At 69.9% G+C, this 18,598-nt stretch carries 16 protein-coding genes and 2 riboswitches; of the genes, 7 read left to right on the top strand and 9 right to left on the bottom strand.

From position 1 onward, the window contains the following. Positions 1-150: 150 nt before the first annotated feature. Positions 151-624, bottom strand: coding sequence for a DUF4126 family protein (locus tag QMO56_RS18330; RefSeq protein ID WP_283528078.1), 474 nt, complete (start codon positions 622-624; stop codon positions 151-153). A gap of 120 nt (positions 625-744) precedes the next feature. After that, positions 745-1,365, bottom strand: a complete 621-nt coding sequence (locus QMO56_RS18325) for an AbiEi antitoxin N-terminal domain-containing protein (RefSeq protein ID WP_283528076.1) — start codon at positions 1,363-1,365, stop codon at positions 745-747. Between the two features lie 280 nt (positions 1,366-1,645). Between QMO56_RS18325 and QMO56_RS18320 the strand changes: the two genes are divergently transcribed. Further along, the gene (locus QMO56_RS18320) at positions 1,646-2,320 is read left to right on the top strand and encodes a DUF7002 family protein (RefSeq protein WP_283528074.1); all 675 of its coding nucleotides are present in this window, start codon (positions 1,646-1,648) and stop codon (positions 2,318-2,320) included. Between the two features lie 135 nt (positions 2,321-2,455). Here the strand turns inward: QMO56_RS18320 and QMO56_RS18315 are convergent, their stop codons facing one another. Further along, positions 2,456-2,713 (bottom strand): hypothetical protein, encoded by a 258-nt coding sequence (locus tag QMO56_RS18315; RefSeq protein ID WP_283528072.1) that lies wholly within the window; start codon positions 2,711-2,713, stop codon positions 2,456-2,458. 313 nt (positions 2,714-3,026) lie between these two features. Between QMO56_RS18315 and QMO56_RS18310 the strand changes: the two genes are divergently transcribed. Beyond that, positions 3,027-5,204, top strand: coding sequence for an AAA family ATPase (locus QMO56_RS18310; RefSeq protein WP_283528070.1), 2,178 nt, complete (start codon positions 3,027-3,029; stop codon positions 5,202-5,204). 350 nt (positions 5,205-5,554) lie between these two features. On the opposite strand, the gene QMO56_RS18305 is transcribed toward QMO56_RS18310, so the two are convergent. From QMO56_RS18305 to ispH, 4 genes are all read right to left on the bottom strand, one after another. Continuing rightward, positions 5,555-6,424, bottom strand: a complete 870-nt coding sequence (locus QMO56_RS18305) for a GIY-YIG nuclease family protein (RefSeq protein ID WP_283528069.1) — start codon at positions 6,422-6,424, stop codon at positions 5,555-5,557. 906 nt (positions 6,425-7,330) lie between these two features. Further along, entirely contained in the window at positions 7,331-7,819 is a 489-nt protein-coding gene (gene rnhA / locus QMO56_RS18300; RefSeq protein ID WP_283528067.1) for a ribonuclease HI, read from the bottom strand. Then, entirely contained in the window at positions 7,809-8,783 is a 975-nt protein-coding gene (locus tag QMO56_RS18295; RefSeq protein ID WP_283528065.1) for a homoserine kinase, read from the bottom strand. The genes rnhA and QMO56_RS18295 overlap by 11 nt, the downstream gene beginning before the upstream one ends. Positions 8,784-8,803: 20 nt before the next feature. Beyond that, a complete protein-coding gene (gene ispH / locus QMO56_RS18290; protein ID WP_283528063.1) occupies positions 8,804-9,781 on the bottom strand; it encodes a 4-hydroxy-3-methylbut-2-enyl diphosphate reductase in 978 nt (325 codons plus the stop codon). A gap of 165 nt (positions 9,782-9,946) precedes the next feature. Here ispH and QMO56_RS18285 point away from each other — a divergent pair, with 165 nt between their 5' ends. Continuing rightward, positions 9,947-10,414 carry a hypothetical protein gene (locus QMO56_RS18285; protein WP_283528061.1) on the top strand — a complete coding sequence of 156 codons (468 nt, stop codon included), beginning with the start codon at positions 9,947-9,949 and terminating at the stop codon, positions 10,412-10,414. Positions 10,415-10,703: 289 nt separating this feature from the next. Here QMO56_RS18285 and QMO56_RS18280 read toward each other — a convergent pair whose 3' ends face one another. Next, entirely contained in the window at positions 10,704-11,936 is a 1,233-nt protein-coding gene (locus QMO56_RS18280) for a YeeE/YedE family protein (protein WP_283528059.1), read from the bottom strand. Positions 11,937-12,160: 224 nt separating this feature from the next. Next, positions 12,161-12,259, top strand: a riboswitch (glycine riboswitch). 3 nt (positions 12,260-12,262) lie between these two features. After that, positions 12,263-12,358, top strand: a riboswitch (glycine riboswitch). 48 nt (positions 12,359-12,406) lie between these two features. Between QMO56_RS18280 and gcvT the strand changes: the two genes are divergently transcribed. The 3 genes from gcvT to gcvP are packed head-to-tail and all read left to right on the top strand — an operon-like array spanning position 12,407 to position 16,791. Next, positions 12,407-13,504 (top strand): glycine cleavage system aminomethyltransferase GcvT, encoded by a 1,098-nt coding sequence (gene gcvT / locus QMO56_RS18275; protein ID WP_283528057.1) that lies wholly within the window; start codon positions 12,407-12,409, stop codon positions 13,502-13,504. Between the two features lie 12 nt (positions 13,505-13,516). Then, entirely contained in the window at positions 13,517-13,894 is a 378-nt protein-coding gene (gene gcvH, locus QMO56_RS18270; RefSeq protein WP_283528055.1) for a glycine cleavage system protein GcvH, read from the top strand. After that, the gene (gcvP, locus tag QMO56_RS18265; protein WP_283528053.1) at positions 13,891-16,791 is read left to right on the top strand and encodes an aminomethyl-transferring glycine dehydrogenase; all 2,901 of its coding nucleotides are present in this window, start codon (positions 13,891-13,893) and stop codon (positions 16,789-16,791) included. The genes gcvH and gcvP overlap by 4 nt, the downstream gene beginning before the upstream one ends. Positions 16,792-16,851: 60 nt before the next feature. On the opposite strand, the gene QMO56_RS18260 is transcribed toward gcvP, so the two are convergent. Beyond that, positions 16,852-17,865: a DUF2891 domain-containing protein gene (locus QMO56_RS18260; RefSeq protein WP_283528051.1), complete on the bottom strand. Its 1,014-nt coding sequence runs from the start codon at positions 17,863-17,865 to the stop codon at positions 16,852-16,854. Positions 17,866-18,015: 150 nt separating this feature from the next. Here QMO56_RS18260 and QMO56_RS18255 point away from each other — a divergent pair, with 150 nt between their 5' ends. Beyond that, entirely contained in the window at positions 18,016-18,591 is a 576-nt protein-coding gene (locus QMO56_RS18255; protein WP_283528049.1) for an NUDIX hydrolase, read from the top strand. The last annotated feature ends 7 nt before the right edge of the window (positions 18,592-18,598 follow it).

Here is an 18,598-nt window from a genome sequence, read left to right as displayed (position 1 = left end):
TGGGCGCCCGCTTCACCGCCACGGTAGCAAGCCGTGCCTCCCTTCCATAGTGAAGTGCTGCGGCGTGAATGAAGCGACACCTCCACCACGAACACCCGCCCCGGTGCCCACCGACGGCTGGCGGAGCTCACCCACTCCGCAGCCGAGGCGTCAGTGTCTGCTGCGGCCAGAAGGGGTGGCGAATGCACGTAGGATGGTGATCGCGCCGACAACGACGATCGCGTCCTCGACCAAGCCGGTCCGTGTCTGGCCGTAACGCGGCATGGTGGCGATGCGGGCGCGCCAGCCTGGGTAGGAGGCAGCGAGGGCGGTCAAGCCGCCGACCGCCGCGCCGAGCCAGCGGTCCTGCCGCGGCGCCAAGGCTGCCCCGGCGATGGCGGAGGTCGTGAACCGCGCGACGAGACCAATGGGCACGACGCGGTCCGGCGCCGTCTTCATCTTGTCGCCCGCCAACTCGGCGGCGGCGAGGGCAACCGTGGATGCCACCACGTACGGGTGGGAGAGTATCCGCGGCGCGCCGTTGCCGCCGGGCAGGTTGCCGGTCGCTGAGGCGATAGAGACCGCGACCAGCGGCGTCATCGCCCGCTGTCCGCCGACGAGGCCCATCAGGAAGGAGGCGAGCATGGTGTTCGTCCGGCTGTGTCCGGGTGCCAACTCGTGCTCGGGAACCAAGGTTTCGCCGGGCGGCTCGCCCGTGAGGCAGGTACGCCGAAGATGCCGCTGTGTGGCTGAACCCTGGCTCGGCTATGTCGCCGCCATGACCACCCGAAGTGTCTCCAGCCGACGCAGCGTCTCCTCGGGGACGCGCAACTGCATGGCGATAGTGGCGACGTCGGCGAACGCTCCCCCGCTCGCAACAAAGCGCCGGGTCGCGTCGGCCGCCGGTTCCAAGCCGCCCAGGTGTCGGCCGTACCGGACCAAGTCAACTACTGTGCGGGCCGGGCCGGTGAGCTTGATGGAGGCGCCGCCGATGCGCCGTTCCACGATACCTGCCTCGAAGGCGCCGTCATAAGTCCACCGCAGCAGGCGCCCGGCCTGTCCACGGGCGGTGCTGCCATGGGCGTTCGCTGGCAGCGCGATCCACGGCTGCTCGGGTACCCGGTCCGCAAGCCCGGTCAGGTGGGCGGCCGACAGTAGGCAGGCGACGCCCTGCGGCATGCGGTGGCAGGCGGCGACCAAGCTGGCGAACTCTGGGTCCACCCCGGCGTCGGTGCGGTAGTAGAAGCCCTTGCTGACCTGACAGATCTGACCGGCCTTGAGGGCGTTGGCGATGGCCTGCGGCCGGATGCCCAGCGAACGCAGCTTGGACGAGCGCCACACGGAGCCGTCGGCGAGCAGGTCCTGGAGCTGCTGCAGCTGGGTCACGGTGTTCCGTCGTTCCTGTTGGGGCCTCGGCACCTGGCCGCGACGCCCCCATTGCGGAGGCTACGAGGTTCCGGGGGCGATCGGCAACACCCGCTCGGTGCTGACGAGCGGCCATCTTTCCGCCCATCGGTCAGGATAAGGATTCGGCTATGTGACGCAGGCGTCGCGAATCCTTGCGCCGGTTCGACATCGAACCGGAAGGGCAGGGAGGTGGCTGGTGGGCGCCCCGTCCCGGTGGCACCCTTGGCAGCTGCGGCTCAACGATTGACTGGCTGACCTGGTGACCAACGACGAGCTCGACGAACTCCTCCGTGACTGTCCCGTGCTCTACCACATGGCCGAGCGCGGGAGCTGGCCTTCGATCCAGCGGCACGGGCTCCTGAGCACCTCCGCCCTCCTGGACCGATTCGAGGTGACCGGCGGCCGGAGGGAGGTCATCGAAGCCGAGCGGCGCGGCGAGGGCGTCGTCCTCGAACATCCTCGCCTGGGCCGGGCGACCATCCGGGACCAGAAGCCCATGGACGATGCGGGCTTGGCGCGGTGCCTGCAGGATGGCCTGACACCCAAGGAGTGGTACCGCATCCTGAACGCGCGGGTGTTCATGTGGCTCACCCGTGACCGCCTGCACCGGCTGCTGACGGCAAAGCCGTACCGCGCCCTGGAGCATGATGTCCTGGAACTGGACGCCGCCTCCTTGGTGGCGGCCTACCGTGAGCGGATCACGCTGAGCCCGATCAACAGCGGGGCGACCAAGCCGTTCCCGGCTCCACGCGGACGGGACACCTTCCTGCCGATCGCCGACTACCCCTACGCGGACTGGCGGCGACGGCGGAAGGCTGGCGAACGGGTGGTCGAGCTGGCGGTCACGGGTGGGATACCCGATGTCGGGCGCTTCGTCCGGCGGGTGCTCACGATGCGGGGCGAGGAAGCCTTGGCAGTCCAGTACGTCCGGTAGCGCTCAGTACTCGGTACCGCATCATGCATGTGTCCGCCTTCGGTCACCTTGCATCTGAGGTGTGGCGTCGGCTGGGAGCCTCTCGTTCGTCCCGGCAGTCCTAGATAACCGGGAATCGCCCGCTCAGGGTGCCGGTCAGTGCATCCCGAACCGAGAAGGCTCGACAGCCTGCAGGTCCTCCAGCGGCTCCTCGGCCCAGCCCGGATCGCGGATGTCCAGGGCCGCCGCAAGCTTCCGCAGCCGGGACATCTGCTTGGCATTCGCAAAGGCTATCAGGCCGTCGGCCGTCAGCTCGAAGGTGGTGGTGGCCATCTCCATGTCGCCGCGGCGGATGAACTTCTCAATCTGCAGGATGCCGTCCTCGGCGATCTGCCAGCGCCGCTCGTCTTCCATGTGGGCGTCTCCTCTCTGGCGTCGTCAGGATGCACGCGTCGCCAGCAAGCGAGATGTGAGGTCCGGCGGAGTATCCCTCATCCGGTTGGAGTTCAGCGCTCCCTCGTTGGCAAACATTTCGGCCAGAAGAATGTTTTGACCACCGCCTTCATGTTCCGGTCCTGTTTCGGGCGCTGAGTTGCTTCGCCCTTGCAGTTGCGCTGTCAGAACAGGAGGCACCATGCTCATCATCGGTGAACTAGGGGCCTTCTGCCGCGAGGCAGGGGTGGGCGGCGGTAAATCTGGCGCACCCGCGCCGGAGCTGCGGTGACCCATGTCTGATTCCGATGCCAGCACCAACAAGCGCGCTTCCACCACCCCTTCGCTGGAGGAGGACCAGGAGGGCGCCGCGCCGTTGACGGATGACGAGGTCCGAGAGCGTCTCATGGACCGGCTGACCGGTGAGTTCGAGGAGGCCGTCGACGCGCTGCCGGGCGATTTCGGCACGTCACCAGGTGAGGCTTGGGGTGCCATGCTCCGGGCCGCCGATGGTAGTCCGCTCGGCCAGCCGGAACCAGCCGATCCGGCCCAGATCGCCGCCACCGCCATGGTGCTACGCCTGCTGGAAGTCGACCCTGGGCTGAAGGCACGGGCGCGCCAGCCCGGCGCCGTGATCGTTGTTGAGGTCCCTGGCGCCGAGTGGGTCGAGCCCATCGCCGAAGCTTGGCGGGAGCTTATCCACGCCGCGACGAGGGCGGCCACGGACCGCGGGGAGCAGGAGGGATCCGGACACAAAGGAGAGGGGGCCAACTCGGCTTGGGTCGCTTTTCGCCGCGATGGGAAGTCGCGAGACCACCGTCCCGACGAAGGGAACCGTGCGGTTCGTGCGGTGGTCGCGAGTGGTAGGCCGGTCTACGGCTTCAGCCCATCGCCCGCACGCTTCCTGCCCTCCGACCTCATGCGTGCAGCTACGGAGCGGGTGACCATTGGCCTACCGGACGCCCCAGCGCTCATCGAGACAGCAACGATCCTGACCGGCGCCCCGCCAGTCACGGTGTCCATTGGGGCAGAGGTGGCGGCGCGGGTGACCGTCGCCGACCTGTGGCTCGCCCGGCGACCGGGCCAGGATGCGGAAGCCTACCTCACTCGGCTCGCGCAGCTGGCCTGCAGGCAAATCGGCGATCAGGCGCTGAGGCTGGACGGCTTGCACGGGATGGATGAAGCCGTGCGCTGGGGCAAGGACGTGGCGCGCGACCTCGCGGACTATGCCGTGGGCACGTTGCCATGGCGGGAGGTGGACCGCGGCGCGGTGCTGTTCGGCCCCACCGGCACCGGCAAGACCACCTTCGCCAAGGCGCTGGCTGCGCAATGCGGCGTGCACCTCGTGACCGGCTCGCTCGCGCAGTGGCAGGGCGCCCAAGAGGGCCACCTCGGCACCACCCTCGGCGCCATGCAGAGGACCTTCGATGACGCGCGCAAGGCGGCGCCCTGCATCCTCCTCGTGGACGAAATCGACGCCTTCGGCGACCGAGCCGCCTTCGGCCGCCGCGAGCGCGGCTACGCCGTCCAGGTCGTCAACGCGTTCCTGGAAGAATTGGACGGCGCCGCAGGGCGCGAGGGAGTGGTCGTCGTCGGCTGCTGCAACGACGCCAGCCGCCTCGACCCGGCTATCCTGCGGCCGGGTCGCCTGGAGCGCCTGATCCAGGTGCCGCTGCCGGACCAGGCGGCCCTCGCGGCCATCCTCCGGCACCACCTGGGCGACGAGCTGCCGGACGCCGACCTGTCGCGGCTCGCGCTCATCGGGCTCGGCTCGACCGGCGCCGACGCCGAGCGGTGGGTCCGCGGCATGCGGCGGCGGGCGCGGCATGACCGGCGAGGAGGCACGCTTTCTGACCTGGAGGCGGAGGTGAGAGGGAGGGCGTCGAGCCCGCCGCTGGCCTCCTTGAATAGAACGGCCGTCCACGAAGCCGGGCATGCCGTGATGGTGGCGCTCGAACGACCGGGCGCCTTGGTCGCGGCGACGATCGTGCCTTCGAGGGGGCTGGCGGGCCGCGTGCACTGGAAGCAGGTGGACGAGACCCGACCCGCTTTAACCCGCGCTGCCCTGCTCGCGACGCTGCGGGAGGCGCTGGCCGGGCGCGCCGCCGAGGAGGAGTTACTCGGCGGCGCGTCGGCCACGAGCGGAGGCGGCGTCGAAAGCGATCTCAGCAGGGCCACGTGGCTGGCGACAGTGGCTGTAACCGCCCTTGGCCTCGACGAGGGGCGCGACGCTCTGGTTTGGCGCGGCATGCCGGATGCCGCCGACGTCCCCACGCTACTCGCGGAGCAGCCGGATGTCGCGCGCCGCGTCGCCGGGATGCTGGACGCGGCCTACGCCGAGGCGCGGACGGTGGTGCGGCGGCATGCGGCCGTCATCCGGCGCCTCGCGGACCTGCTGGTGGACAGGGAGATCGTGTCGAGAGCCGAGGTCGAGGCGCTGGTGGCGGGGGAGGGCGCTGCGGGCGAGGTCTGATGAGCACGCTGGGCCATTCGCATACGGCTCGGCCATGACCATGCAGTGCTACATCCGGCATGACCCTCGGAAATTACAGCGGCGGGTCAGACTGCATCGCTTTACCGGGGTGGGGGCAGCTTAGGTTAGTCTGGATCGAGGTGCTTGAGCATGCCGGAGCCGTCGATTGTGGCTCCACGAGCGACCACGAAATCGAGGCCGAAGTAAGGGACGTCAAGGTCCACTGCGGCGTGCTGAGCTGACCAGGTCATGAGGTCTGCCAGCGACTCTGCGTGCTTCAGAAGTCCCTCATAAACACTCTCGGTGCCGCTGATGAGCAAACTCGCCTGAGTCGGGCGCTCCGCCCGCATTTAGGGTTCGAGGACACCGAGGGAGACCAGCCGCTCCGCCCCGAAAGTGCCCACCACGAAGCGGAAGCCCCGCTCCGTGAGCGCCATGCTCTCGTCGCGAGGGAGAACGACCGCGGGCGGAGCGGAGAGGACGCCTGCCGTGATCGCTTCCTTGCCGCAGCCGTTTTCAATCAGGTACTCGACTCCATCCACCTGGAGTAGGCGGGGGATCATCACGCCGGGACGCAGCAGGACACCGTTCGCGGCCGCGCTGGCGACAACGGCCTTGGCCATCCGACTGGTGGGGCCGATTGCCTTCAAGCTTGGTACCAGGGGTTCGGCCTTCCGCCAGCCCAGCAGCGGCTTGATCGGAACCGAGTCCTGCGGGCCCCCAATCTCCGCGAAGAACTCGTTGATGCGCCGCCGGTCTGGGTCGTCCGACTGTCCGCCCAGGGTAGCGAGGCGGCGATCGCGAGATTCCTGCGACGGGTTGGACGTGCCCTCGCCGCCGTCCGTTTGGTTGGCGAGCGGCCCTGTCCGAAGGTCATGGCGCCCGATCCGCAGGATCAGGCCGCGCTCTACCGCGTGCGCCTCGAACTCGCCATCGAAGAACCCGCTGATTGCGTAACAGGGCACCAGCCCCTCACGGGTCAGTTTGCGCAGGATGTTGAGCTTGTGCGAGCGTCGCGCGGTGGTCCTCGCCTCGGCCTCGTGCTGGAACACCCGCGGAACGACGCCCGGCGAGTTGCTGCCTTTCCCAATATAGAACGGCGTGCCGTCAGGCCATCCCAGGGCGTAGACGTAAAAGCGGCCCCTGGCCGAGGCCAGCATGCCTCGTACCTCGTCCCGAGTCGTGAAATCGATGCCATGCTGCGCCTGGACGGAGGCCACCTGTGAATCCATACCGCACCATAGTCCGGATCGAGGTATCAGCGTAAGCTTGGCATCTTCAGTGTGAGGCGTGGGTTCGGCCGGATGCAGTCAGGAGCGGGGGCGACGTCGGGCCATTCTGGCTCGATCACGGAATCGGACCCTGATCTGAGCTTCGCCGCAGCCGTCAGCACCGCCGCCTCCGACCACTCGACGCGATGGCAGCACACGCCTGAGGGCCTTCAAGCCACAATCGGTCGTTCAGTCCCGACCTTCGCGCCAGGCGGATGCGAGAGCCGCCCATCGTCCATGTTGACCTGCCTGAAGCATGAGACCTGCCGTAGAAGAAAACAGGGCGCCTTGGCTCGGCTTCAGCCTTCTGGCCAGATCTCGCGCGCTACGCTTTCGCTGCCGATTGCCCGGCTCACCATCGCCGCTTGGGTTGCCTTTGGCGAGGCAGATCACCGCATTTGGCCGCTCCGCAGGCTGCCTGTTGGTGACCGGGGCGTCCGCCGTAAGAGCCGCGCACCCCGGCAGGCATGCTGACCCTGTCAGTCATTCGACGCCGGGACACGGCGCCAAACCTCGGCAAGGCATCCGATCGGTGATGCCGCTAGGCCGCCAAGGCGGCTTCGCTGGCCTCGGCCGCGCATGGCTCGCAGCCACGCGCTTGCATGCGCAGGCATGATGGCGGCGCCTGAGAACTGACCTTGAGATCGAGGCCTCTCAGGCGCACGACGTAGCTCAGCATACTATACTTGCACGCGCTTCCATAGCAGCGGTTCTGGTCTTCATTTATTTGGAAACGCTCAACTATATCTTGTCATTGGCGTCGCGAATATTTGGCTGGCGGCTAAGTTGTTCTTGTGCGGCGACGGAGTTTACTGGTGTCGGAGCCGGGTTTTGGGGGTGCTCACAACAGGGCCTCTACCGGCCGGCCTGCCGTGCCGCGGTCGCGAGCTGGTCGGCGCGCTCGTTCATCGCGTCGCCGGCATGGCCTCGCACCCAGCGCCAATCCACCTTGTGCGGCTTGGCGGCGGCCAGCAGGCGCTGCCACAGCTCCATGTTCGCCACCGGGTCCTTGGCGGCGTTGCGCCAGTTGTTGCGAACCCAGCCGTTGATCCAGCGGCTGATGCCGTTGCGGACGTACTCGCTGTCCGTGTGCAGCACCACCGTGCAGGGACGTTTCAGCGTCTCCAGCGCCATGATGGCGGCGGTCAGTTCCATGCGGTTGTTGGTGGTGGCGGCGTCGAAGCCGGAAAGCTCCTTCTCGGCCGTGCCGTAGCGCAGGATGGCGGCCCAGCCGCCGGGGCCGGGATTGGGCTTGCAGCCGCCATCGGTCCAGATCTCGACCAGCCGCTCCGATGCTTCGGGCGAGGCCTCGGTGAAGGCGTCAAGCGGCGTGTCAGAGGCCATAGGCGGCAACATCCTTCGCCCCGGCATGGAAGCGCAGGCGGCGCAAGTATTCCAGCGGGTCCTTGCGCGTCACCAGCGCCCCGGCGGGCGTGTGGGTCCAGTCGTAGAGGCGCGTCAGCAGGAAGCGGATGGCGGCCCCACGGCAGAGCACCGGCAGCGCCTCCAGCTCCTCCGGGGTGAACGGCCGCAGCGCCTGATAGGCGCCGATCAGCGCCCGCGCCTTGGTGACGTTGAGGGAAAGGTCCGGCTCGAAGCACCAGGCGTTGAGGCAGATGGCGAGGTCATAGGCCAGGAAGTCGGTGCAGGCGAAGTAGAAGTCGATCAGCCCGGAGACGCGCGGCGTGCCACGCTCCTCCTCCAGGAAGAAGACGTTGTCCGGGAAGAGATCGGCATGGATGTGGCCGCGCGGCAGGCCCCGGGGCCAGTCGCGCAGGATGCCGGCGAGGTGCTCGTCCAGCTCGACGACCAGGCCGGGCTGTACGGCGTCGCCGCCGGCGCGGCAGCGGTCCAGCAGCGGCGCCCAGGCGCGTGGACCGAGCGCGTTCGGCCGCTCGGCGCGGAAGCCCTCGCCGGCACTGTGCAGCTGCGCCAGCGCCGCGCCCACCGGCGCGCAATGCGCCTGCCGCACCCGGCGGGGCCAGACGCCGGGCAGGAAGGTGCAGATGGCCGCCGGGCGGCCGCAGAGGCTGCGCAGGGCACTGCCGTCCCGTCCCGCCACAGGGAGCGGGCAGGAGAGGCCATGCGCCGCCAGATGCCGCATCAGCCCGAGGAACCAGGGCAGCTCCGCCGGGTCCACCCGCTTCTCATAGAGGGTGAGAATGAAGTCGCCGCCGCTGGTCTTGAGGGCGAAGTTGCTGTTCTCCACCCCTTCGGCGATGCCGCGGAAGGCCAGCAGCTCGCCCAGCTCATATTCGGCGAGGAAGGCGCGCAACGCCTCGTCCGAAACCTCGGTATAGACCGCCATGGGCGCCCCATTGATGCAGATTACTTCGCCAGCGCCGCCGGCAGCTTGAACGTCACAGTTTCCTGCGCCACGACCACTTCCTCAAGGGTCAGCGTGAAGCGCTCGCGCAGCCGGGCGAGGATTTCCTCCACCAGCACCTCCGGCGCGCTGGCGCCTGCGGTAATGCCGACGGTGCCGAGCCCCTCCACCACCGCCGGGTCGAGGTCGCTGCCCCGCTGCACCATGATGGCGCGCGGGCAGCCGGCGCGCTCCGCCACCTCCCGCAGCCGCACGCTGTTGGAGGAGTTCGGCGCGCCGACCACCACCACCATGTCGGCGCGGGCGGCGATCGCCTTCACCGCCGCCTGGCGGTTGGTGGTGGCGTAGCAGATGCTCTCCTTCGCAGGCTCGGCCATGTCCGGGAAGCGGCGGCGCAGGGCGGCGACGATGCCGGCGGTATCCTCCACCGAGAGGGTGGTCTGGGTGGTGTAGGTCAGCGGCAGGTCGGGCACCGGCTTGCGCTCGGCATCCTCCACCGTCTCGATCAGGGTGAAGGAGCCGGGCGGCAGCTGGCCCAGCGTGCCCACCACCTCCGGGTGCCCCTCATGCCCGATCAGCAGGATATGCCGCCCGGCAGCCGCCTGGTGCTCGGCGGCGCGGTGCACCTTGGAGACCAGCGGGCAGGTGGCGTCCAGATAGACCATGTTTCGCCGCTTCGCCTCCGCCGGCACCGCCTTGGGCACGCCATGGGCGCTGAACACCACCGGCGCATCCTCCGGCACCTCGTCCAGCTCCTCGACGAAGACAGCGCCCTTGGCCTGCAGGCTGTTCACCACGAAGCGGTTATGGACGATCTCATGCCGGACGTAGACGGGCGGGCCAAAGCGATGCAGCGTCTCCTCGACGATCTTGATCGCGCGGTCCACGCCGGCGCAGAAGCCCCGGGGGCCGGCGAGCAGCACATACAGGGCGGGCTTGACGGTCATGCTGGCCTGTCCGATGGGGTCATGGTCGTTCATGCGGCGGTGCCCGGGCAACCGGCCGGGGCATCCGGACGCGGCACTAAGGGGAAGAGTGGCAGCATGGTCAAGGCGCGGAACCTCCGGAACGGCGGGATGGTGGCAATCGGTGGGGCAGTTCTGCTGCTCGGCGCCTGCAGCGGCGGTGGTGGAACGGCCACGCCGTTGTCCAATGCGACGGCGCCCTGCCCGCGCATCGCCATCCTTGCCGATGCCGCGGACCTGACCCGCTTCCGCCCGGGCGGCGGGCAGGACCTGACGGCCATGGAACTGAACGCCTCCCTGTCGGGCTTCCAGGCGAAATGCGACTACGCGCCCCGCCAAGCCGGGCTGGACGTCACCCTCACCCCCAACTTCAACGCGGAGCGCGGCCCCGCCGCCCAGGGCCGCACCGCCGAGATCCCCTATATGGTGGCGGTGGTGGACAACGGGAACCACATCCTTTCCCGCGCGACCTATACCATGCAGGTTGAATTCCCATCCAACGTTTCGCGCACGAAGAACGAGGGCGAGGAGCTGAGCATCCGCATTCCCGGCCAACCGCAGGCTGCGGCGGCGCAGAAGCGCATCCTGCTCGGTTTCGTGCTCAGCCCGGAGGAACTGGCGCTGAACCGCCAGCGTGGCCCGCGCTAGCGCATCATCCAGCCAGACGGAACCGTTCGGGCGGATGATCCTGGGGAAACAAGTGGCTGGAGCTTTTGCGGCGGGCCGACGCGAGCGGAAAAAGCCCTGGGAGACCCTGCCGGTGTGAGCCACGGTTGTTGCTGGAAAACGGTCCGGCGCGGCCGTCTGCGGGCGGCCCCTTCGAGGCTCCGGATTTCCCGGAAGGGAGTGGCGGGAGGAGCATCGCAGGCCCTGGCGCGTGGAAGCGCATCCGCGCAGGACGTACCGGGCCGCGGCGCGCGCGGCCCGGAGCAGCCGCTCAGCAGCCGGTCTGCCGCGGCAGGCGTTCCACCTCCAGCCCGAAGAGCGGGCGGAGACGGGTACCGAGGACGTTTCCCAGGAAGGCGGCCACCATCCACACCCAGCCATGCAGGCTGCCGGAGGCGATGCCGGAGAAGTAGGCGCCGATGTTGCAGCCATAGGCGAGCCGCGCGCCATAGCCGAGCATGACGCCGCCCACCACCGCGGCGACGGCGGAGCGCAGCGGAATCCGCAGCGTCGGCGAGAAACGGCCCGCCAGCGCCGCGGCCAGCATGGCGCCGAGGATGATGCCGACATCCATCACCGAGGTGATGTCGCTCAGCACACTGCCATGCAGCGCCGCCTGCTGTGCCGGCGAGGACCAGTAGGGCCAGCTGTTCACGTCGAAGCCCAGGGCGAGGGCGGCCTTGGAGCCCCAGAGGGCGAAGGCCGAGGTGATGCCCCAGGGGCGCCCGGCCAGAGTCAGGGTCGCGAAGTTCAGCACCGCCAGGGCCACCGCTCCCGCCAGGATCGGCCAGGGGCCACGCAGGAAGCGGCCCAGCCCCGCGCGTGGAGCGGCCGCGGCCCGCACCAGCCGGCCATGCCGCCGCCGCTCCAGCACCACCGTCACGCCGGCGATCAGGGCGAAGACCGCCAGGTTGGCGGCCAGCGCGGGCACCATGCCCCAGCTCTGGACGAGGGAAATGGGCGGCAGGTGCGGCAGCGCCGCCCACCAGTGCAGATGCGCCGCGCCGAGCGCCGAGCCGGCGACGAAGGCCGCGAGGGTCAGCACCATGCGCGTCGAGCCGCCGCCGGCCGTGTAGAGCGTGCCGGAGGCGCAGCCGCCGCCGAGCTGCATCCCCATGCCGAAGAGGAGGGCGCCGACCACCACCGAGACGCCCACCGGCGAGACCAGCCCCTGCACAGGCTGCCCCAGCAGCGTGCCGGCGGAGAGCACGGGGAAGAACAGCAGCACGGCGATGGCGAGCATCACCATCTGCGCCCGCAGACCTTCGCCGCGCCGGTCGGCGATGAAGACCCGCCAGGCGGAGGTGAAGCCGAAGGCCGCGTGGTAGAGGACGAGGCCAAGCGCTCCGCCCAGCAGGTAGAGCGCCGCCTGGCGCGGGCTGACGAGCTGCCCGACGGCTGCCATGCCGGCCAGCAGGATGGCCAGGGCGCCGAGCGCGACAGGGGTGTTGATGCCGGCCGGGCGCCGCGGGGGCGCCGGGGCGGCAAGGGTCGAAGCTGACATGGCGGACGGATCTCCGAGGCGGGCCGGCACCGTGCCCGATGCGGCGCAATCGAGACGTGAAATAGCATCGGTGTGGCGCCATTTCACCGCTACAATCTGTGCAAAATACGGAATGCCGTCACCACTTGGTGACATGATGCCCGCCGGCGATGTGCCGATTCCGCACGCCGACGCTCCTCGCCCCTTGCAAGCGGCGCGGCGCTCGGGCACCTAGGAGTTCCCGCAGATCCCGCGCGGGAGAGAACGGCGCCGCTCGCGGTGGCCGTCGCCGAAGGCGCAACCGGCCCCCGGAAACGCTCAGGCAGAAGGGCCGCGTGGGGAAGGGACCTCTGGAAAGCCCAAAGCCCGGAAACGGGGGCTGGCACCGACGGAGTAAGGCGCGCAAACGCCCGCGCTGAATCTCTCAGGTCTCGGGACAGAGGGGGGCCACGAACCCTGACCCGCCGCCATCGCGCGGCGTTGGAGGCTGCGTGGCCGAGACCTTGCTTGAGACTCCCCTGGCATCCCTGCACCGCGAGCTGGGCGGCAAGATGGTGCCCTTCGCCGGCTATTCCATGCCGGTGCAGTATCCCGCCGGCATCCTGGCCGAGCACCTGGCCTGCCGCAGCGGCGCCGCGCTGTTCGACGTCTCCCACATGGGACAGGCGGAGTTGGTCGGCGAGGGCGCGGCCGAGGCGCTGGAGCGCCTGACCCCGGCCGACGTGAAGATCCTGAAGCCCGGGCGCCAGAAATACGGCCTGCTGACCACCGAATCGGGCGGCATCCTGGACGACTTCATGGTCGCCAATCTCGGCGACCGGCTCTTCCTGGTGGTGAACGCCAGCCGCAAGGACGTGGATCTGCCGGCCATCGAGGCGGTGCTGCCCGCCGGCGTCCGGCTGAACCGGCTGGAGGACCGTGCGCTGATCGCGCTGCAGGGCCCCGCCGCCGTTGCCGCCTTGGCCTCGCTGGCGCCCGCCATCGCCATGCTCGGCTTCATGGGCGTCGCCGCCACCGAGATTGAGGGCATTCCCGTGCTGGTCAGCCGCAGCGGCTATACCGGCGAGGACGGCGTGGAGATCAGCGTGCCGGCCGAGCAGGCCGAGGCCCTGGCCCGCGCCCTGCTGGCGCTGCCCGGCGTCTCGCCCGCCGGGCTCGGCGCGCGCGACTCGCTGCGGCTGGAAGCGGGCCTCTGCCTCTACGGCAACGACATCGACGAGACGACCAGCCCGGTCGAGGCCAACCTGGTCTGGACCATCGGCAAGCGCCGCCGCAGCGAGTGGAACTTCCCCGGCGCCGAGCGCGTTCGCGAGGAGCTGGACAACGGCCCGAAGCGGCTGCGCGTCGGCCTGTTGCCGGAGGGGCGCCAGCCCGCCCGCGCGCACACCTCGATCGTGGCCGGCGGCGCGACGGTGGGCGAGGTGACCAGCGGCACCTTCGGCCCCTCGCTGAACGGCCCCTGCGCCATGGGCTACGTGGCGCGCGAGCACGCCGCCGACGGCACCACGCTTGATCTCATGGTGCGCGGCAAGCCGCTCCCGGCCTGCGTCGCGCCCACCCCCTTCGTTCCCCACCGTTACGCCCGATAAGGACCTGCCCCGATGGCCGATCTGAAGTTCTCCAAGGACCATGAATGGGTGCGGCTGGAGGGTGGCGTCGCCACCGTCGGCATCACCGACCACGCGCAGACCGCCCTCGGCGACGTGGTCTTCGTGGACCTGCCCGAGGTCGGGCGTGAGGTGGCCGCCGGCGACTCCATTGCCGTGGTCGAGAGCGTGAAGGCCGCCTCCGACGTCTATGCGCCGATCGCCGGCAAGATCACCGAGGTGAACGCCGCCCTGCCGGACGACCCGGCCCAGGTGAACAGCGACCCCACCGGCGCCGGCTGGTTCTTCAAGATAGAGCCGGCCGACACCGCCGAGATCGACGCCCTGATGGACGCCGACGCCTATCAGGCCTTCGTGGACAGCCAGGCATGAGCGACGCGCTCGACGAGCTGAAGGCGCTGGAGGACCACGGCGCCTTCGCCGCCCGGCATATCGGCCCTTCCGAGGCCGAGGTGGCGGAGATGCTGGAGGTCCTGGGCCTGGAGAGCCTCGACGCGCTGGCCGAGCGCACCGTGCCCGCCGCCATCCGCGGGCAGGACTTCTCCGCGCTCCCCGCGCCGGTGAACGAGGCCGAGGTGATCGCCGAGCTGCGCGCCCTGGCGGAGCTGAACAACCGGGTGCACGCGCTGATCGGCATGGGCTACCACGGCACGCATGTGCCGCCGGTGATCCTGCGCAACGTGCTGGAGAACCCGGGCTGGTACACCGCCTACACACCCTATCAGGCGGAGATCGCCCAAGGGCGGCTGGAGGCGCTGGTCAACTTCCAGACCATGGTGACCGACCTCACCGGCCTGCCGGTGGCCAATGCCTCGCTGCTGGACGAGGCCACCGCCGCCGCCGAGGCGATGGCGCTGGCGCTGGCGGCCACCAGGGCGAAGTCGCACACCCTGCTGGTGGCGGAGGATGTGCACCCGCAGACGCTGGCCGTCATCCGCACCCGCGCCGAGCCGCTGGGCCTCACCGTCAGCGTCGTTCCGCCTGCCCAGGTGGCCGAGGCCTGCGCCGCCCAGAAGCCCTTTGCCCTGGTGCTGCAGTATCCCGGCACGACCGGCGCGCTGCGGGACATCGCGCCCGAGATCGCCGCGGTGCAGGCCGCGGGCGGCCTCGCCATCGTCGCCGCCGACCCGCTCTCGCTGGTGCTGCTGACGCCGCCGGGCGAGATGGGCGCCGATGTGGTGATCGGCTCCTCGCAGCGCTTCGGCGTGCCGATGGGCTATGGCGGCCCGCACGCCGCCTTCATGGCGGTGAAGGATGCCTACAAGCGCCTGATGCCGGGCCGGCTCGTCGGCGTTTCCGTCGACGCCGCCGGGCGCCCGGCCATGCGTCTCGCCTTGCAGACCCGCGAGCAGCACATCCGCCGCGAGAAGGCGACGTCCAACATCTGCACGGCGCAGGTGCTGTTGGCCGTGATGGCCGGCATGTACGCCGTCTGGCACGGGCCGGAGGGGCTGAAGCGCATCGCCCGCCGCGTGACCCTGCAGGCCCGGCTGCTGGCCGGCGCCGCGCAGGCCGCCGGCTTCACGCTGCGCCATGACGCCTTCTTCGACACCCTCGCCATCGAGGCGGGCGACAAGGCCGAGGCGCTGATGCATGCGGCGCTGGCCGCCGGCTTCAACCTGCGCCGCATCGACGCCACCGGCGTGGGCATCGCGCTGGACGAGACCGTCTCCCGCGCCGACCTGGAAACCCTCGTCGCCGTGCTGGCCGAGGCGGGCGGGGCGAAGCTGGCGCTGGGCTCGGTCGCGCCCACGGGCGGCGTTCCCGCCGCGCTGGCGCGCAACTCGGCCTTCCTCACCGCCGGCGTGTTCAACAGCCACCACGCGGAGCACAGCATGCTCCGCTACCTGAAGTCGCTGGAGGACAAGGACGTCGCGCTGAACCGCAGCATGATCCCGCTCGGTTCCTGCACGATGAAGCTGAACGCCACGGCGGAGATGATCCCGGTCACCTTCCCCGGCTTCAGCGAGATCCATCCCTTTGCCCCGGTGGACCAGGCGGCGGGCTATATCGCGCTGATCCGACGGCTGGAGAACTGGCTGGCCGCCATCACCGGCTTCGCCGCCGTCTCGCTGCAGCCGAATGCCGGCAGCCAGGGCGAATATGCCGGGCTGCTCGCCATCCGCGCCTTCCATCAGGCGCGGGGGCAGGGGCAGCGCGACATCTGCCTGATCCCCTCCTCGGCGCATGGCACCAACCCGGCCTCGGCCGTGATGGCGGGGATGCGCGTGGTGGTGGTCGGCTGCGACCGCGACGGCAACGTGGACCTCGCGGACCTCGACGCCAAGATCGCCCAGCACGCCGAGAAGCTTTCGGCGCTGATGATCACCTATCCCTCGACGCATGGCGTCTTCGAGGAGGAGATCATCCGCATCTGTGACGCGGTCCATCAGGCCGGCGGGCAGGTCTACATGGACGGCGCCAACATGAACGCGCAGGTGGGCCTGACCGCCCCCGGCCGGATCGGCGCCGATGTCTGCCACCTGAACCTGCACAAGACCTTCTGCATCCCGCATGGCGGCGGCGGGCCGGGCGTCGGCCCGATCGGCGTGGCGAAGCACCTGGTGCCGCATCTGCCGAACCACCCGCTGCTGAAGGAGGCCGGACCGGCGACGGGTTATGGCCCGGTCTCGGCGGCGCCCTTCGGCAGCGCCTCCATCCTGCCGATCTCCTACGCCTATATCCGCATGATGGGCGGGGCGGCGCTGAAGCGGGCGACGCAGGTGGCCATCCTCAACGCCAACTACATCGCGCGCCGGCTCGAAGGGCACTTCCCCGTGCTCTACAAGGGCGCGCGCGGCATGGTGGCGCATGAGTGCATCCTGGACTGCCGCGGCTTCCAGCAGGGCGGCGGCGTGCTGGTCGAGGACATCGCCAAGCGCCTGCAGGACTACGGCTTCCACGCGCCGACCATGTCCTGGCCGGTCGCCGGCACGCTGATGGTGGAGCCCACCGAGAGCGAGCCCAAGGCCGAGCTGGACCGCTTCTGCGACGCCATGATCGCCATCCGCGGCGAGATCCGCGCGGTGGAGCAGGGCCGCATGGACAAGGCCGACAACCCGCTGAAGAACGCGCCCCACACCGCGGCGGAAGTCACCGCCGAGGAATGGACGCATCCCTACAGCCGGGCCGAAGCCGCCTTCCCGCTGCCCTTCGTCGCCGCGCACAAGTACTGGCCGCCGGTGAAGCGTGTGGACAACGTCTATGGCGACCGCAACCTGGTCTGCACCTGCGCGCCGCTGGAGGAATACGCCCAGGCGGCGGAGTGAGGAAGTGCCGGGGGAGAGGCCATTCTCCCCTGGGCTTTTCCGCCGACGGGTGAGGGAGGCTCAGGCCTCCCCCGCCTCCAGGGCCAGCACGGCGAAGCTGGCCAGCCAGTGCTCGCCCATGTAGTCGCCTGCCACATGCGGGAGGCCGGCGGTGAGGTGCAGATCCGCCACGCGGTCCATCAGCACCCGGCGCGGGTCCTCCGCCGGCAGCGCCCGCGCCAGCGCACGCCAGCACCAGGCGCGGCTGAGATTGAGCCCGTCCAGATGGGCGATCTTGCCGTCCGAGCGGTCGCTGACTTCCGCCGGACGGAACAGCGGCATCGGCTGGGCGGTGGCCAGGCGGGGCAGGAAGCGGTCGAACCAGTAGGCGAACTGCTCGGGTGGCAGCAGGCGCCGCATGCATTCGGCCTCGATCAGGGCAGGGGAGAGGAAGTCGTCGCCGCTCGGCTCCCCCCAGGCCGGGCAGTCCTCGTCATTCCCGTACCAGCGCCCGGCGGTCTCGCGCAGCAGGGCGAGGAAGGCGGCGTCCTCCGTCGCCTCGGCATAGTCGGCGGCCAGCCGCAGCCCGAAGGCGGTGTTGAAATGCGTGCCCACCCGCACCGGATAGGTCGCCTTGGGCAGGAAGTCGCGGAAGCGCTGCACGAAGACCTCGGCCAGCGGCGCCAGATGCTCAGACCATGGCATGTCGGGGAGGCCCTTCAGCTCCGCCGCCAGCTTCAGCAGCCAGGCCCAGCCATAGGGGCGCTCGAAGCCGCGCGCCGTGGGCTGGGCGAGATAGGCGCACTCCCCGGCGATCTTTTCCGGGGTCAGCTGCCGGTCGAACAGGTCGCGCACGGCGCTGGCCGGCGCCATGTCGGGGAAGCGCCGCAGCAGATGGGCCAGCATCCAATAGGCATGGACGCAGGAGTGCCAGTCGAAGCTGCCGTAGAAGACCGGGTGCAGCGCGCTGGGGGTCCGGGCATCCTCCGGTCCGGCCAGGCCATGCGTGAGCTTGTTGGGATACTCCCGCGTGACATGGCCCAGGGCGATGCCGGCGAAACGGCCGGCCATGTCCTCGTTCAGTGTCGCTCGCATGCGGGTTCCTCATTCTGATGTGGCCGGGACCGACCTTCACCCCGGAACCGCCGGGAGAAAAGCCCGGCCGGAGAGTTTCCGGGCCGGATTGTCGCCGGTCCGGCGGACGAGGCGGTGGACCGGGGGCGGCCGGCGCCGCATCCTGGCGCCATGAGCGAAACCCCTCCCTGGCAGGTTCTGTCCAGCCGCACCGTGGTGCGGGACCGTTGGATCGACGTCACCGCCGATGCCTGCCGCGACGCCCGCGGCAACATCCTCGACCCCTTCTACACCTTCAACTACCCGGACTGGGTGCATGTGGTGGCGATCACGCCGGCCGACGAGCTGGTGATGGTGCGCCAGTACCGGCACGGCGCGCGCGCCTCCTCGCTGGAACTGCCTGCCGGCCGCATGGACCCTTCCGACACCAGCCCGCTGGAGGGCGCGGCGCGCGAGCTGCGCGAGGAAACGGGCTATGCCGCGCCCGCGCTGCGCCTGATCTCCAGCCTCAGCCCCAACACTGTCACGCACCGCAACCGCGTCCACACTGTGCTGGCGCTGGACGCCGTGCCCGCCGGCCCGACCGCGCATGAGGCGGGGGAGGACATCACGGTGGAGCTCTGGCCGCTGGAGCGGCTGCTGGCGGGCATTCCGCAGGGGCTGATGCTGCAGGCGCTGGACCTGCCCGGCCTGTTCCTGGCGCTGCACGCCATCGGCCGGCTCAGCCTGGAGCTGCGTCCACGCTGAAGGGAGA

It is taken from the genome of Roseomonas sp. E05, assembly GCF_030063475.1.
Taxonomy (GTDB): domain Bacteria; phylum Pseudomonadota; class Alphaproteobacteria; order Acetobacterales; family Acetobacteraceae; genus Pseudoroseomonas.
The sequence above is the reverse complement of the archived record's forward strand: the minus strand, read 5'-3'. Positions and strand labels throughout refer to the sequence as shown.

What these genes read in the sequence shown, in the direction of transcription:
- QMO56_RS18330 (WP_283528078.1), bottom strand. Translation starts at nt 624, where the DNA reads ATGCTCGCCTCCTTCCTGATGGGCCTCGTCGGCGGACAGCGGGCGATG.
- QMO56_RS18315 (WP_283528072.1), bottom strand. Translation starts at nt 2,713, where the DNA reads ATGGAAGACGAGCGGCGCTGGCAGATCGCCGAGGACGGCATCCTGCAG.
- QMO56_RS18310 (WP_283528070.1), top strand. Translation starts at nt 3,027, where the DNA reads ATGTCTGATTCCGATGCCAGCACCAACAAGCGCGCTTCCACCACCCCT.
- rnhA (WP_283528067.1), bottom strand. Translation starts at nt 7,819, where the DNA reads ATGGCCTCTGACACGCCGCTTGACGCCTTCACCGAGGCCTCGCCCGAA.
- QMO56_RS18295 (WP_283528065.1), bottom strand. Translation starts at nt 8,783, where the DNA reads ATGGCGGTCTATACCGAGGTTTCGGACGAGGCGTTGCGCGCCTTCCTC.
- ispH (WP_283528063.1), bottom strand. Translation starts at nt 9,781, where the DNA reads ATGAACGACCATGACCCCATCGGACAGGCCAGCATGACCGTCAAGCCC.
- QMO56_RS18280 (WP_283528059.1), bottom strand. Translation starts at nt 11,936, where the DNA reads ATGTCAGCTTCGACCCTTGCCGCCCCGGCGCCCCCGCGGCGCCCGGCC.
- gcvH (WP_283528055.1), top strand. Translation starts at nt 13,517, where the DNA reads ATGGCCGATCTGAAGTTCTCCAAGGACCATGAATGGGTGCGGCTGGAG.
- gcvP (WP_283528053.1), top strand. Translation starts at nt 13,891, where the DNA reads ATGAGCGACGCGCTCGACGAGCTGAAGGCGCTGGAGGACCACGGCGCC.
- QMO56_RS18260 (WP_283528051.1), bottom strand. Translation starts at nt 17,865, where the DNA reads ATGCGAGCGACACTGAACGAGGACATGGCCGGCCGTTTCGCCGGCATC.
- QMO56_RS18255 (WP_283528049.1), top strand. Translation starts at nt 18,016, where the DNA reads ATGAGCGAAACCCCTCCCTGGCAGGTTCTGTCCAGCCGCACCGTGGTG.